The organism is Propionispora hippei DSM 15287, assembly GCF_900141835.1.
In the GTDB taxonomy this organism is placed as follows: domain Bacteria; phylum Bacillota; class Negativicutes; order Propionisporales; family Propionisporaceae; genus Propionispora; species Propionispora hippei.
This window is the reverse complement of record NZ_FQZD01000004.1, coordinates 21,755-37,599: the sequence shown is the minus strand read 5'-3', so window position 1 is coordinate 37,599 and position 15,845 is coordinate 21,755. Positions and strand designations below refer to the sequence as shown.

The 15,845-nt window shown below is 49.8% G+C and carries 12 protein-coding genes and 1 other annotated feature; all 12 genes read right to left on the bottom strand.

Annotated features, from left to right (window positions below; all coding sequences use genetic code 11):
• Window positions 1–5: 5 nt before the first annotated feature.
• The 12 genes from mmdA to F3H20_RS00115 all read right to left on the bottom strand — a co-directional run bounded on the left by mmdA (window position 6) and on the right by F3H20_RS00115 (window position 15,829).
• The gene (gene mmdA / locus F3H20_RS00170) at window positions 6–1,535 is read right to left on the bottom strand and encodes a methylmalonyl-CoA decarboxylase subunit alpha (protein WP_149732983.1); all 1,530 of its coding nucleotides are present in this window, start codon (window positions 1,533–1,535) and stop codon (window positions 6–8) included.
• Window positions 1,536–1,558: 23 nt separating this feature from the next.
• Window positions 1,559–1,966 (bottom strand): methylmalonyl-CoA epimerase, encoded by a 408-nt coding sequence (mce, locus tag F3H20_RS00165; RefSeq protein ID WP_091752260.1) that lies wholly within the window; start codon window positions 1,964–1,966, stop codon window positions 1,559–1,561.
• 24 nt (window positions 1,967–1,990) lie between these two features.
• Complete coding sequence (meaB, locus tag F3H20_RS00160; protein ID WP_149732982.1) at window positions 1,991–2,929, bottom strand: methylmalonyl Co-A mutase-associated GTPase MeaB; 939 nt, start codon at window positions 2,927–2,929, stop codon at window positions 1,991–1,993.
• Window positions 2,930–2,941: 12 nt separating this feature from the next.
• Window positions 2,942–3,334: a cobalamin B12-binding domain-containing protein gene (locus F3H20_RS00155; protein WP_149732981.1), complete on the bottom strand. Its 393-nt coding sequence runs from the start codon at window positions 3,332–3,334 to the stop codon at window positions 2,942–2,944.
• Between the two features lie 57 nt (window positions 3,335–3,391).
• Window positions 3,392–5,044, bottom strand: coding sequence for an acyl-CoA mutase large subunit family protein (locus F3H20_RS00150; protein ID WP_149732980.1), 1,653 nt, complete (start codon window positions 5,042–5,044; stop codon window positions 3,392–3,394).
• 27 nt (window positions 5,045–5,071) lie between these two features.
• Entirely contained in the window at window positions 5,072–6,577 is a 1,506-nt protein-coding gene (locus F3H20_RS00145) for an acetyl-CoA hydrolase/transferase family protein (protein ID WP_149732979.1), read from the bottom strand.
• 519 nt (window positions 6,578–7,096) lie between these two features.
• The gene (locus F3H20_RS00140) at window positions 7,097–7,750 is read right to left on the bottom strand and encodes a redox-sensing transcriptional repressor Rex (RefSeq protein WP_149732978.1); all 654 of its coding nucleotides are present in this window, start codon (window positions 7,748–7,750) and stop codon (window positions 7,097–7,099) included.
• A gap of 207 nt (window positions 7,751–7,957) precedes the next feature.
• A complete protein-coding gene (locus F3H20_RS00135; RefSeq protein ID WP_223191537.1) occupies window positions 7,958–9,145 on the bottom strand; it encodes an O-antigen ligase family protein in 1,188 nt (395 codons plus the stop codon).
• 143 nt (window positions 9,146–9,288) lie between these two features.
• The gene (locus F3H20_RS00130; protein ID WP_149732976.1) at window positions 9,289–10,596 is read right to left on the bottom strand and encodes a bifunctional folylpolyglutamate synthase/dihydrofolate synthase; all 1,308 of its coding nucleotides are present in this window, start codon (window positions 10,594–10,596) and stop codon (window positions 9,289–9,291) included.
• Window positions 10,597–10,606: 10 nt separating this feature from the next.
• Window positions 10,607–13,258: a valine--tRNA ligase gene (locus F3H20_RS00125; RefSeq protein WP_149732975.1), complete on the bottom strand. Its 2,652-nt coding sequence runs from the start codon at window positions 13,256–13,258 to the stop codon at window positions 10,607–10,609.
• Between the two features lie 50 nt (window positions 13,259–13,308).
• Window positions 13,309–13,539: a binding site (T-box leader), on the bottom strand.
• Window positions 13,540–13,580: 41 nt separating this feature from the next.
• Window positions 13,581–14,990 carry an NADPH-dependent glutamate synthase gene (gltA, locus tag F3H20_RS00120; RefSeq protein WP_149732974.1) on the bottom strand — a complete coding sequence of 470 codons (1,410 nt, stop codon included), beginning with the start codon at window positions 14,988–14,990 and terminating at the stop codon, window positions 13,581–13,583.
• Window positions 14,975–15,829: a sulfide/dihydroorotate dehydrogenase-like FAD/NAD-binding protein gene (locus tag F3H20_RS00115; RefSeq protein WP_149732973.1), complete on the bottom strand. Its 855-nt coding sequence runs from the start codon at window positions 15,827–15,829 to the stop codon at window positions 14,975–14,977. Before F3H20_RS00115 ends, gltA begins: the two co-directional genes overlap by 16 nt.
• Window positions 15,830–15,845 lie beyond the last annotated feature (16 nt).

Here is a 15,845-nt window from a genome sequence, read left to right as displayed (position 1 = left end):
ACCCCTTATAGCGGTATATTGCCATGCTTTTTCGCCGGCCGTGCTTCCCGTTTGCTTGCCAGCATATTCAAGGCAGTGATAATACGCGGTCTGGTTTCTTTCGGTTCAATAACGATATCAACAAAACCACGTTCTGCCGCTTTATACGGTGTAGCGAATTCTTCCACGTATTCAGCCGTTTTTGCAGCCACATCAGGATCCTTACGGAAAATAATGTTGGCGGCACCGGCAGGGCCCATAACGGCAATTTCCGCTGTCGGCCAGGCTAATACCTGATCGGCTCCCAAATCCTGCGAGCACATGGCCAGATAAGAACCGCCGTATGCTTTACGGGTAATGACCGTAATTTTAGGCACAGTGGCTTCACAATAGGCATACAGCATTTTCGCACCGTGACGGATAATACCGCCGAACTCTTGATCTGTACCGGGCAGGAAGCCGGGAACGTCCACAAGGTTGACCAACGGAATGTTGAAGGCATCGCAGAACCGGATAAAACGGGACGATTTATCCGAAGCGTTTACATCCAGGCAGCCTGCCATAACAGCCGGCTGATTGGCAATAATGCCTACGCTTTTTCCATCAAAGCGGGCAAAGCAGGTGATGATATTTTGGGCATAATGCTCGTGAACTTCATAAAATTCGCCATTATCGACAACTGCCCTGATGACGTCTTTCATATCATAAGGCATATTGGGATTATCCGGCAGCAAGGTATTCAGTTCTTCATCCATACGGTTGGCGTCATCTTCCGTAGCCACTACCGGCGCTTCTTCCAAGTTGTTGCTGGGCAGGAAGCTGAGTAAGTAACGGATCTGTTCGATGCAGTCATCTTCATTTTCCGCGGCAAAATGGGCCACACCGGAAGTGCTGTTGTGCGTCATGGCACCGCCGAGCTGTTCGGCAGTCACTTCTTCGGCCGTAACCGATTTAATAACAGCCGGTCCAGTAATAAACATTTGGCTGGTATTTTTAACCATGTAGATGAAGTCAGTCAGCGCCGGTGAGTATACGGCACCGCCGGCACAGGGCCCCATGATAACCGATATTTGCGGAATCACACCGGAAGCCTGAGTATTCCGGAAAAAGATCTTGCCATAGCCGGACAATGCGTCTACAGCTTCCTGAATACGGGCACCGCCGGAATCATTAATACCGATAACCGGTGCTCCCATTTTGATCGCCAAGTCCAATACTTTACAAATTTTAGCAGCATGCATTTCGCCTAAGGAGCCGCCTTCCACCGTAAAGTCTTGAGCAAAAGCATAGACCAAGCGACCGTTAACCGTACCATAACCGGTCACAACGCCTTCACCGGGAAGTTCTTTTTCATTCATTCCGAAGTTTACGCAGCGATGTGTAACAAATTGGTCAAGCTCAACAAAGGTATCGGGATCAAAAAATTTGTTGATCCGTTCGCGTGCCGTATATTTCCCCGAAGCATGCTGCTTCTCGACACGTTTCGCACCACCGCCAAGCTTAACTTTTTCCTGTTTTGCTTTAAGGTCCTGAATTTTTTCCTGGACTGTTGACATCTTATACCTCCTACGAAATGAAACTATTTACGCTCCGAAAGCTCCAGCAAAATTCCGCCAGTTGCTTTAGGATGAACGAAAGCAATACTGGCGCCGCCGGCACCATAACGCGGCTTCTCATCGATCAGGCGAACACCTTTTTCTTTGAGATCAGCCAACGCATTTTCAATGTTGTCGACACGAAGAGCGATATGCTGGATACCTTCTCCGTTCTTTTCAATAAATTTAGCAATCGGTCCGTCCGGAGCAGTCGATTCCAAGAGCTCCACTTCACTGTCACCGCTAGGAATAAAGCAGACTTTTACCTTTTGCTGCTCAACAACTTCTTCCCCCATAGCCTTCATTCCCAATACTTCGGTATAAAACTTTTTCGCCTGTTCCAGATCTTTAACGGCGATACCTATATGGTCCACTTTAAGCACTTCAAACATTATATTTGCCTCCTTTTCAATTTCTTAGCGTAATACCGCTTTCAAAATCCCATCCACAGCAGTGTACGGGTCCTGTTCCCGATCTTCCACTTGTTTGATCAGTTGATCAAATTCCCCGGAGACGGTCATCTTATTTATAATATACCGGCCAATCTGTGAATTCAACATGGCAATCAATTCATCTTTTACCCGTTTGCCACGACGAACCACCCTTTCACCGGTTTCTTCCGACCAGGCGGCGTGTTTATCAATGGTATCCGCCAGTTCGGTAATTCCCTGGTTTTGTGATGCAATGACCTTTTTGATCGGGGGACGCCAATCAACTTTGTACTGATTCAAGTCCAGCATCATTTCCAGTTCGACATTGAGCCGATCTACGCCTTCCCGGTCTGCCTTATTGATGGCAAAAATATCGCCAATCTCCAAAATCCCGGCTTTGATGGCCTGAATATCGTCACCGAGACCGGGAACCAGAACAACCAGTGTCGTATCCGCCGTCTTGGCGACATCCACTTCCGACTGTCCCACGCCCACCGTTTCCACAATCACGATATCCTTGCCGGCGGCATCCATCAGCTTAACCACTTCACCGGTCTTATGCGATAAACCGCCCAAACTGCCGCGGGTTCCCATACTGCGGATAAATACACCCTCGTCCAGAGTCAGTTCATTCATCCGGATGCGGTCGCCTAAAATCGCGCCACCGGAAAAAGGACTGGTCGGATCAATGGCCACAATGCCCACCGTCTTACCGCGGCGACGGTATTCCCGTGCCAATTTGTCGGTCAAAGTACTCTTTCCCGCCCCCGGCGGCCCGGTAATGCCAATAACGTAGGCATTACCGGTATGGGGATAAATTTGCTGCATAATCTGCACAGCGTGATCATATTCATTTTCCACGGCCGTAATCGCCCGTGACAGGGCCAGCCGCGAACCGGCTAATAAATCCTTTACAATATCCACGGGATTCACAACCTAGTTCAATTTGCTGTTGATGAAATCGACAATGGTTTGCGTGGCCGTACCGGGAGTAAAGACTTCCGCCACGCCAGCTTCCTTCAACGCCGGGATGTCGGCATCGGGAATAACGCCGCCACCAAGCACCAATACATCGCTCATCCCTTTGTCACGAAGCAGGTTAACTACTTTTGGGAACAGATGAGTATGAGCGCCTGACAACAAGCTCAAAGCAACTACATTTACGTCTTCTTGCAAAGCCGCTTCGGCAATTTGTTCAGGGGTTTGTCTAAGTCCTGTATAAATTACCTCGAAGCCTGCATCTCTTAATGCACGCGCTACTACCTTAGCACCGCGGTCATGACCATCAAGACCTGGTTTTGCCACCAATACTCTTATACGTTTTTCCATGTCTATCTTCCTCTCATGATTACTCTTAAAGTGTGCTACTCTCAAGACCTGTATTATTTACAGGCTTACATGGGCCTCATATTCACCGAAAACACTGCGCATTACATTGCAGATTTCGCCAAGTGTTGCATAGGCTCTGACTGCATCCAAAATAATAGGCATTAAGTTGGTATGCTCGTCTTTGCAGGCTACAGCCAAGGCTGCCAATTTAGCTTCAACCACAGCATTGTCGCGTTTTGCCCGCAATTCGGCCAATTTAGCTTTTTGTCCTACGCCGACGGACGGGTCAACCCGAAGCAATCCTTCTACCGGTTTTTCTTCAATCTGGAATTGATTTACGCCAACAACAATGCGCTTTTTGGTTTCCACTTCCATTTGATATTTGTAAGCGCTGTCCTGGATTTCTTTTTGAATGTAGCCTTTTTCAATAGCTACAGGAGCGCCGCCCATATCATCAATCTTTTGGATGTAAGCGAGGGCTTCTTCCTCCAGTTTGTTAGTCAGAGCTTCGATATAGTAAGAACCGGCCAGCGGGTCAATGGTATCGGCAATGCCGCTTTCATAGGCAACAATCTGCTGAGTTCTCAGTGCAATGCGTACCGAATCTTCGGTCGGCAGGGCCAGAGCTTCATCTTTCGAGTTAGTGTGTAAGGATTGGGTTCCGCCCAATACAGCGGCTACCGTCTGCAGTGCAACACGGACAATGTTATTTTCCGGTTGTTGAGCAGTCAGCATGGATCCGGCTGTTTGCGTGTGGAAACGCAGCATCCAGGATTTGGGCTTTTGCGCTTTAAAACGTTCTTTCATAACTTTAGCCCAAATGCGACGGGATGCACGGAATTTAGCCACTTCTTCCAGCACATTGTTATGGGCGTTCCAGAAGAAGGAAAGACGTCCGGCAAAATCATCTACATTGAGGCCTGCTTTAATAGCCGCTTCTACATAGGCGATACCGTCGGCAATCGTAAAGGCGATTTCCTGCGCAGCCGTGGAACCAGCTTCACGGATATGGTAGCCGGAGATAGAGATGGTATTCCAGTTAGGAACATTCTTCGAGCAATATTCAAAAATATTAGTAATCAAACGCATGGAAGGTTTAGGCGGGAATATGTAAGTACCGCGTGCCGCATACTCTTTCAGGATGTCGTTTTGGATAGTACCGTTTAATTTATCAGGAGTTACCCCTTGTTTTTCAGCCACAGCAATATACATGGCCAACAAAACCGATGCCGGTGCATTGATGGTCATAGAAGTCGATACTTTGTCCAATGGAATCCCGTCAAACAAGGTTTCCATATCAGCCAGCGAGTCGATGGCCACACCCACCTTACCAACTTCCCCTTCGGAAATGGCATCGTCCGAGTCGTAACCGATCTGGGTCGGCAGGTCAAAAGCTACGGAAAGACCGGTTTGGCCGGCATCCAGCAGAAACTTATACCGTTTATTGGATTCTTCCGCCGTAGCAAAGCCGGCATATTGACGCATGGTCCAGAAACGGCCGCGATACATGGTCGGCTGTACACCGCGGGTAAATGGAAATTCGCCCGGGAAACCAAGATCCTTTTCATAATCAAATTCGGTAACGTCCAACGGCGTATACAATCTGTTAGGCTCCAGATTCTTCCGCTCAGGAAATTTGGCTAAGGCTTTCTCAACTTTAGCATCATAGGCTGCTTTTTTTTCTTTCAACTGTTCAACACTCGTACTCACTATTATGTCCCCCTCTTTAAAATTGCTTTATTTTTTCATAGTCCCGGTTTGTAAAAATCTAGCATGCCAAGACAGTGCCTCATCCAGAAGGTGCGGTGTATGGGCAAACTTGGTGGCCTTTTCAGCTCTATCCAAGTAATCCGTCAGCATGGGCTGGTAATCAGGATGGGCACATTTCTCAATAATTACCCTGGCTCTTTCACGAGGACTCAGGCCACGGACATCCGCCAGGCCGCGTTCAGTAATAAACACGTCGACATCATGTTCGGTATGGTCTATATGCGAACACATAGGGACGACGGATGAAATAAGACCTCCTTTGGCCACCGAAGTGGAAAAGAATAACGTTAGATATGCATTACGGGCAAAATCCCCGGATCCGCCAATACCGTTCATCATCTTGCTGCCCATAATATGGGTCGAGTTGACATGTCCATAAATATCAAATTCAATGGCTGTATTCATCGCGATAATACCGATACGACGAGCAATCTCCGGACTGTTGGCAATTTCCTGTGGTCTTAACATCATTTTGCTTCGGTATTTGTCAATATTGGCATACAGGCGTTTCTGACCGTCCGGCGAAGGCGAGAAGGAAGTTCCCGAGGCAAATTTCAATTTGCCGGCATCGGCCAAATCAAGCATGCCGTCCTGAATAACTTCCGTATATACTTCGAGATTTTTAAAATCCGAATCGACAAAACCGGAAATAACCGCATTGGCCACCGAACCTACGCCGGACTGCAACGGCAACAGATCCTTCGGCAAGCGGCCCGCTTTGATCTCATGTTTGAAAAATTCAATGGCCAATTCGGACATAGTTTTGGAATTATCGTCAATTGGGGCAAAATCGCGTACATCGTCCGGAATATCACAGGGAACGATGTATTTTATTTTATCTAGGCCACAGGGTATGTAAGGCGTACCAATACGGTCATCTACTTTGACAATCGGAATCGGTTGACGGTGCGGCGGATCAAGCGGCACATACACGTCATGCATGCCTTCCAAGGCCAGCGGCTGGGAAGTGTTAATTTCAACAATAACAATATCAGCGCTTTGTACATAAGACGCAGTATTGCCCATCGAAGTAGTGGGGATCAGATGCCCCTCCTCGGTAATGGCACAGGCTTCAACAATAGCTACATCCACTTTACCGCCAAAAAAACCGTAGCGTGTCAATTGAGCCGATTCGCTAAGGTGAAGGTCAAAATAATTTACCTTACCGCTATTTAAAGACTTACGCAAGTCACCATTAGTTTGGTAAGGCATTCTTCTGGCAATTCCGTTTACTGCCGCCAGCGAACCGTCCAGTTCCTGGCCCACGGAAGCACCTGTCCATAAATTAATTTGAAAATGCTCTTTGGAAATTCTTTCCGCTAACGCCATGGGCACCGCCTTGGGATAGCCAGCCGGCGTAAAACCGCTTGTCCCCACATTCATATTAGGCTTTATAATTGCCGCCGCTTCTTCAGCAGTAACAATTCTGTCTAATAATGTTTTGTTGCGTATGCGATCTTGGATGTCAATCATATCCATACTCCTTCCCATTCTAGTCTAGGGAAACACTGATTTAACAGGCCTGTCGTCCCAGTACCTCGGGACCTTATCGTTTTAGAATTAACAAGATACTAACAAAGATTTTTTCACCTGGCAAGGGAGCAAAATCGGAGGAATAGTTGGACTATTGTAAGATTTTGCTGACGCAGCCAGACGGAAAAAGCTCCTTCAGGACGCGCAGTGCGAATAAAGCAGTGCTTTTCTAGTATTTTTTTTATTTGGAATACATATACACACAAGTTATCATAAAAAAACACCAAAGGCCTATTTTGTTGGTACAAAACAACCCTAGGTGTATGCTGCTGTCCATAAAACAAAGCAAAAAGGCCATAACTAACCGGCCCAAGCATAACAGCATAACGCTTAGGTTACTTATATGATGTTTTAGATACTGTATATATTTCTTCCTAAGTGTACTTCTATATTCATACCGTATCTCCTGCCAAGTATGTGAAATTTTTATTTATTATAAAAAATATACAAAATACACAATTATATCTGTTGTTTCGGCGGCACTTTTCGCGCCAGGTAATAAGACAGGCTGCTCAACCCGACGGACAAATCTTCATCAATAACATAAATACTGCCGGGAACCCGGATTTTACGGGGCGCAAAATTCCAAATCCCCCGGATGCCGGACACCACCAGCTTATCAGCTACTTCCTGGGCATGCGCTTCCGGAACGGCAATAATGCCAATGTGAATGTTCTTCTCCTGCACAATTTTCTCCATGTCATCCAAGTGAAACACCTGAACACCATTGATATGCAGGCCGATCTTAGTGGGGTCAACATCAAAGATCGCTGCCAAATTAAAGCCTAACGAAGAAAAGTGTCGATAGTTGGCCAAGGCCCAGCCCAGATGGCCTACACCGATAATCGCAAAATTCCAATTGCAGTGCAGTCCCAGTATATCGCCAATATTACGCAAAAGTTCCTTTACATAATAGCCGACACCTTTTTTGCCAAACTGCCCGAAGGATGCCAAATCCTTCCTGATCTGTTCCGGCGTAATTCCCAGCCGGCGGCCCAGCTCCTCTGAAGATATGATCTCCACATCTTCCCGTTGCAACAGGCGCAACGTACGAAAATATAGCGGCAGACGGTCAATCGTCGCTTTCGAAATAATGATGGAGTCTTCTTTCAAAAACTTCCCCCCCTAAGATAAGGATACTTCAAAAAAATAGCTCGTTCATAATTGGCAAAAATCACCCATTTGTTTACAAAATAATACCTTTGAATACCGTACTATATTATAGTCCAGATTCCAGAAATAAACAATAGGCGAGCGATCCTGGCGCCTCATTGGCTACAATCCAAAGTATAGCGCCTGCCTCCATTATGCCGCCCCATTTCAAAATTTGTAAGGCGTGGCAAAAGAGCTGTGATGGATGCGCCAAGCGGCGACAATCAACCCATTGATCAACCAGAACAACATAGACATCTGAATATTAAATAAAATGTAATCGGTCAAGCCGCCAATAACAATACTGGCCATCGCCGCCACCATGCCCAGCATAATGCCAGACAGCCATTTCGATCTCCCCTGAACGGCCATCTTAAAGGCCGCCGCCATGTGCCCGTAAAGGATTCCCATAAAGGCCAGCAGGCCCGGAATACCGGTTTCCGCCGCAACCGCCAGGTACATGTTGTGAGCATGGAAAATGGTCGTCGCCGGATCATGAATGTAAAAATCATAGTCGGGGTAAGCCAGCCAATAGGCTCCCCAGCCGACTCCAAGCAGCGGCTTGTCGTGAATCATGGCCAGTGTACTTTCCCACAGAGCCATGCGCAGTGACGACGAAGTATCGGTCGGATTAAAGATCGACAGCACCCGCTCCCAGGCGGTATGCTGACCGCAGAGCATCAGCAGCGGGATAATCAGCAGCAGCCAGAAAAGCTTGCGGCTGTAAAAGACGCTGTAGATGATAATGACTACCAGTATGCTGATCCAGGCGCCCCGTGAATAGGTGAAAACCAGGCACAGCCCCAGCATGCTAACAATAACCGATAAAAAAAACTTATCTCTCGCTCGTTTTAGACCACAAACAATGCCGGTGGTTACGGCCGCCATAATAACCAGAAACCCAGCCAACAGATTGGGATTATGTAATGTAGAAAATACCCGCGTTTTTAGTTCGGGAAATTGGCTGTCGTCCACCCAGTCCAGCTTCGATATATCAAGACCATGAAAATATTGATAAAAGCCGTATAGAGAAACCAGACAGGAAGACAGTACCATCAATTTAAGCACCCGCTTCAACTGTTCGGGCGAATGAATGTGATTGACCACCAAATAGTAGAGCAGCACATACCGGCTCATCAACTGAAAATAGTTATACGAACTATAACCGGGATCAGGCGAACTTTGAATTGAAAAACCGGACCATATGACAAAAAACAAAATCATTCCGTCGAAAACAGTGGCTTTGGTGTCCAGTCGTCTGGTAATCACCATTTTTACCAGCCACATAAAACCGCCAATTGCCAAAAATACACTGGTAATATCCAGCGAGAGCGGCAAAAAAAAGGCAACCGCCATAATGCAGTGCTCAATAAAAAAGTCCAGATTATATATCCATTTACTAGTGCTATATTGTTTGTACACAGCTTCACCCATTTAATTATTCAATATTCGATACTCTTCCCGACGAATAACAGTTAACCACATAAATATCTAGCTAATTATACCTGATTATTCTGAATTTGTCCACTTAAGGTCCTTCTTCTCACTTCACCGATCAGATACAGTGACCCGGCAGCACAGACAATCCCGTTTTCACCGGCCAGTAAAAAAACCTCCTGTAGTCCGGCTTCTATGGAGTCGGCCGTCTTCACCAATTCGGCCGTAATCAGAGCCGCTACCTCCGCCGGTTCACCGGCCCGCTCGGAAAGCGGCGCCACTACTACCACCCGGTCGCAAGACCGGATCAGGGTTTTCGTCATCCCGGCTACATCCTTGTCCCGTAAAATGCCCAGCAAAAAAGTAATGGGGCGACCAGGGAACAGACTGTCCAGGTTATCCCTGAGCGCCTGTACACCAGCCAGATTGTGTGCTCCGTCAATCACAAAAACCGGCTTGTCTCCGACAAATTCGAACCTGCCCGGCCAGCTTACCTGAAGCAGCCCGTCCCTTATGGTCCGGTCACTGACCCGCTTTTCCTGCCGGCTGAACAGCCAGGCCGCCGCCACTGCCACGGCAGCATTTTTTACCTGATGCGCGCCCAGCAGCGGCAATGCAAAACGCTCCTGTTTTTCCCAGACACCGGCCTGTATATCGATGGTCTGCAGTTGCCCCTGGAACTTGACAAAAGACGCGGTAAAGTCCTCACCCCAACGGTATAGCGGAGCGGCTTTGCCGGCAGCCGTCCGGCCGATCAGCTCCAGCGCTTCCCCCTCGGCGGAGGTAACGACAGGGACCCGTTCCTTAATAATGCCGGCCTTATGGTGGGTAATCTCCGCCACCGTGGCGCCGCAACGGTCAATGTGATCAATCGTTACGTTGGTAATTACGCAAAGCTCCGGTATAATCACATTGGTCGAATCCAGCAAACCGCCCAGACCGACCTCAATCACCGCATACTCCACCCGGCAGCGGGCGAACCAATAAAAGGCCGCCGCCGTCAGCACTTCAAACTCGGTGGGCTGTTCCCCACCCAGCTCCAGCAGCCTGGCCACCTGACGGCTGGTATATTCGATTGCCGCGGCAAAGTCCTCCCGGGCAACCGGCTGCCCGTCAATAGCCAGCCGCTCGGTATAATCCACCAAGTGAGGGGATGTATACATCCCCGTCTTGATCCCGCTGGCAACCAGAATGGCAGACAGCATGGCGGTTGTCGAGCCCTTGCCGTTGGTGCCGGTCACATGGATGGACTTAAACTGCCGCTCCGGATTTCCCATCAGCTCCAGCAGGCGGGAAATCCTCGTCAGTCCCAACTGTATCCCGAAGGTATTTAATCCGGCCAGATAGGCCAGTGCCTCATCGTATGTCATGCTATCACCTTTATAATGCTTCCAGGTAGCTAAGCCGTTCCTGGATCGCCGCTTTTTTCTCCCCGTATTCCTGTTCCTTAGCCCGTTCCTTGGCAATGACATCGGCCGGTGCTTTGGCGACAAACCCTTCGTTGGCCAGCTTGCCGGCCAGACGGCTCAGTTCTTTGTCCAGCGACGCCAGTTCTTTATTCAGCCGGGCTGTTTCCTTCTCTATATCAATCAGCCCTTTCATCGGCAAGTACACTTCCACGCCGTTCACAACGGCCGTCATGGCATTGGCCGGTTTATCCTGGCTGCTGTCCGTAATCAACACAGGCTCCAAAGCAGCCAGCGTTTTCAGGTACTGTACATTATCGGTCAATACCTGCTTAATATCTTCGTTGGCGGCCTGTAAAATGGCTTCACTCTTTTTGCCGGGCGGCACATTGACCTCGGCCCGCATGTTGCGCACCGCCTTGATAGTCTCCATAATGGTTTCCATCTGCTGCTCGGCGGCACCATTTACATATTCCGCCTCCTTGGCCGGCCAGGCGGCTACCATAATGCTGACTCCGTCATGGGGCAGGTGCTGCCAGATATTTTCCGTAATAAACGGCATGAAGGGATGCAGCAGTTTCAGCGTATTTTCCAGCACGTGCCATAATACATATTGGGCCGTCCTCTTCGCTGCAGCCTGTTCTTTATTATACAGTCTGGGTTTTGCCAGCTCGATATACCAGTCACAATACTCATTCCAAATGAATTCATACAGCAGGCGGGCGGCTTCCCCCAGTTCAAACCGCTCCAGATTACGGGTAACAGCTTCCACAGTATGGGCGTAACGGCTCAAAATCCATTGATCGGCCAGCGTACAGGACGCCGGATCAGGCCGCTGGGTCGCATCAAAATCGGTCAGATTCATCAGGACAAAGCGGGAAGCGTTCCACAGCTTATTGGAGAAGTTGCGGCTTGACTCCACCCGCTCCCAGTAAAACCGCATATCATTGCCTGGAGTATTGCCGGTAATCAGCGTGAAGCGCAGCGTGTCGGCGCCGTATTTTTCGATAACATCCAGCGGATCAATGCCGTTACCCAGGGATTTGCTCATTTTCCGACCCTGGCCGTCCCGAACCAAACCGTGAATAAAGACATGCTCAAACGGAATGTCCTGCTGGAATTCCAGTCCCATCATAATCATGCGGGCCACCCAGAAGAAAATAATATCATAGCCGGTTACCAGCACGCTGGTCGGATAGAAGCTTTTCAGTTCCTCGGTCTGTTCCGGCCAGCCCATAGTGGAAAAAGGCCAAAGCCCCGAGCTGAACCAGGTATCCAGCACGTCCGGGTCCTGTTCCAGGCTGCCGCCGCATTTCGGGCAGGCCGTCGGTGAATTGCGGGAAACGACTGTTTCACCGCAGGCACAGTACCAGGCTGGGATGCGATGGCCCCACCAGATTTGCCGTGATATGCACCAGTCTCTGATATTTTCCAGCCAATTTAAGTAAATCTTCGTGAACCGCTCAGGAACAAATTTTATTTTACCCGACCGCACAGCTTCAATAGCCGGTTCGGCCAAAGGCTGCATCCGCACATACCACTGTTTGGAGATTAACGGCTCCACCACCGTCGCGCAGCGCTGGCAATGCCCAACCGCGTGGGAATGATCCTCGATCTTCACCAGGAAGCCCTGTTCCCTTAAATCGCTGACTAACAGCTTACGGCATTCATAGCGGTCCAGACCGCTGTATTTACCGGTGCTTTCCGACATGGTACCATTCGGTTCGATAACGATAATCTCCGGCAGTTCATGGCGCAGGCCCATTTCGAAGTCATTCGGATCATGGGCGGGCGTTACCTTGACGGCACCGGTTCCAAAGGCTGGATCGACATATTCGTCAGCGATAACCGGAATGCTGCGTCCCACTAATGGCAATATCAGATGTTTGCCGATAAGCTGTTTATAACGGCTGTCTTCCGGATGAACGGCTACGGCGGTATCGCCCAGGATGGTTTCCGGTCGGGTGGTGGCAACAATCAGCGATTCGTCCGGATTGCCTTCAACAAAATATTGAACATGATATAAGTGCCCCGGCTTTTCCTCGTGCTCCACCTCAATATCGCTTAACGCCGTATGGCAGCGGGGACACCAATTGGTAATACGGTTGCCCTGGTAAATAAGCCCCTTTTCGTACAAGCTTACAAAAACTTCCCGCACTGCCTTGGAGCAGCCTTCATCCATGGTAAAGCGCTCCCGCTCCCAGTCGCAGGAGGCGCCCAGGCTTTTCAACTGAGTGAGAATGCGGCTGCCGTAGAGCTTTTTCCACTCCCATACCTTGTCGATAAACGCCTCCCGACCTAAATCATAGCGAGAGACATTATCCTTGGCCAGCATTTCTTCCACTTTAATCTGCGTGGCAATACCGGCATGATCGGTGCCCGGCATCCACAGGGTGTTATAGCCCTGCATCCGGCGCCAGCGGATTAAAATATCCTGCAGCGTATTGTCTAGCGCATGTCCCATATGTAGCTGTCCCGTTACATTGGGCGGCGGAATCACAATGCTGTACGGGTCCTTATCCGATGCGGCCGCTGCATGAAACAGCTGGTTTTCCTCCCAAAATTGGTACCATTTTTTTTCTACTGTCTGCGGATCGTACACAGTAGCAATCTGTTGTTCTTCCATGTTTATACCTCCTGAAGGATAAAATCATAACAAAAAAGCTCTTTCGCCCCGGAAAGGACGAAAGAGCCTGCTTTCGTGTTACCACCTTGCTTCTCCGGCAAAAGCTGCCTTCCGCCGGACTCAAACACCATAACGCGGTGATTCGGCCGCACCTACTGACTTTCGTTCAATGCGGCGGCTCCGGGATGACCTTCGGCCCTACTGCGCCGGGAGATCTCACAGCCAAGGATCTCTTCTCTGACAGCCAGTCATGAACCTACTCTTCCCATCATAACCTTTTAACCATATATCAGTTACACTATACTGCCTAACGCAGACAATGTCAAGCCTGACCGGCCCGTTTGCCGCTTAAATAAGCGTCGATGGCGGCAGCAGCCTTCTTGCCGGCGCCCATAGCCAAAATAACGGTAGCAGCCCCTGTCACGATATCGCCGCCGGCAAATACACCAGGCTTGCTGGTGGCGCCGGTTTCGGGATCGGCCACAATATTTCCCTTCTTATTCGTTTCCAGGCCTTTCGTGGTGGACTGGACCAGCGGGTTCGGCCCCTGGCCGATGGCGATGATCACCGTATCGGTAGGCAGCACGAACTCGGAGCCGGGAATTTCCACCGGCCGGCGGCGGCCCGAAGCGTCCGGTTCACCTAGTTCCATGCGGATGCATTTCAGGCCGGTAACCCAGCCTTCCTGATTGCCCTGCACCTCTACCGGCGCCGTCAGCAACGTAAAAATAATGCCTTCCTCTTTGGCATGGTGAATTTCTTCCAGTCTGGCCGGCAGTTCGGTCTCGGAACGGCGGTATACGATATGCACCTCTTCCGCCCCCAGCCGCAATGCCGTACGGGCCGCATCCATCGCCACATTGCCGCCGCCGACAACGGCCACTTTTTTGCCCACATGAATGGGTGTACCCGTATCAGGGAAACGGTATGCTTTCATCAAATTGCAGCGGGTTAAAAATTCATTGGCTGAATATACGCCGTTGAAATTTTCACCGGGGATGTGCATGAAGTGGGGCAGTCCGGCCCCGGTGCCGATGAATACAGCATCAAAGCCTTCCTCCTCGATCAGTTCGTCTACCGTAAAGGTTCGTCCGATAACCGCATTTACTTCGATAGTAACACCCATCTGGCGGAGGCCGTCAATTTCCGCCTGCACAATCTCTTTCGGCAGACGGAATTCGGGGATACCGTACATCAGCACGCCGCCCGGCAAATGGAGCGCCTCGAAAATCGTAACTGCATAGCCTTTTTTAGCCAATTCACCGGCAGCGCTTAAGCCGGCCGGACCGGAACCGATGACAGCTACCTTTTGTCCGACTGCCGCCGCAGCGGCAGTTGCCGCACTTTCACCCTGTTGGCGGGCGTAATCGGCTGCATAGCGTTCCAGGCGGCCAATGCCGACCGCTTCGCCTCTTTTGGTCAGTACGCAGAACTTTTCGCATTGGTCTTCCTGGGGGCAAACACGGCCGCAAATGGCCGGCAAGCCGTTAACTTCTTTTATATTGGCAATGGCGGCTTCCATGTCGCCTTCTTTTATATGCTTGATAAACGCCGGAATATCGACATCCACCGGACAACCCTTCCGGCAGGGAGCAGCTTTACAGTTCAGGCAGCGGGAAGCCTCGGCCTGAGCCAGTTCGGCCTCATAGCCCAGCGCCACTTCGTCAAAATTGCGGGCCCTTACCTTGGGATCCTGTTCGGGCATAGCATTCTTCTTTAGTGAGAGTGACATTTGCATCCCCCTTCCCTGGTTGACGCACAGTGTTCGGCATACTGTTTTTCTTTCGGAATATACATGCGCTGCCGCGCCACCAGACCGGCAAAGTCGACTTTATGAGCATCAAACTCCGGTCCGTCTACGCAGGCAAATTTATTCTCCTCACCGACCGACACACGACAGCCGCCGCACATCCCGGTTCCGTCCACCATAATCGGGTTCAGGCTGACCACGGTAGGAATCTGATAAGGACGGGTGACTTCGGCCACATTGCGCATCATGATCACCGGACCGATGGCAACAACCAAATCAATTTTCTTCCCTTCGGCAATCATTTGCTTTAAAGGATCGGTAACAAATCCTTTAATGCCTTTAGAGCCATCATCGGTGGCAATATGCAGCGTATCGCTGACAGCCGTCATTTCCTCTTCATAAATCAAAATCTCCTTATTTCGGGCCCCGATAATCGAGATCACCTCATTGCCGGCCGCCTTCATGCCCCGGGCAATCGGATACACCGGTGCAATTCCAATGCCGCCGCCGACACAAACCACGGTGCCGAAGTTTTCAATATGAGTCGGTTTGCCTAAAGGACCAACCAGATCCAGCAGGCTGTCGCCCTCGTTCAAAGTGCCCAGCAGTTTCGTCGATGCGCCAACTTCCTGGAAGATCAACGTGATACTGCCTTCTTCACGGTCAAAGTCGGCAATGGTCAAAGGCACCCGTTCCCCATCTTCATCAATCCGCAAAATAACAAATTGGCCCGGCTGCGCTTTTTTGGCAATCAGCGGCGCCTGCATTTTAAACAGCTTTACATTGGGCGCCAATTCCTGTTTCAAGAGTATTTTATACACGATAATCCTCCTTAAG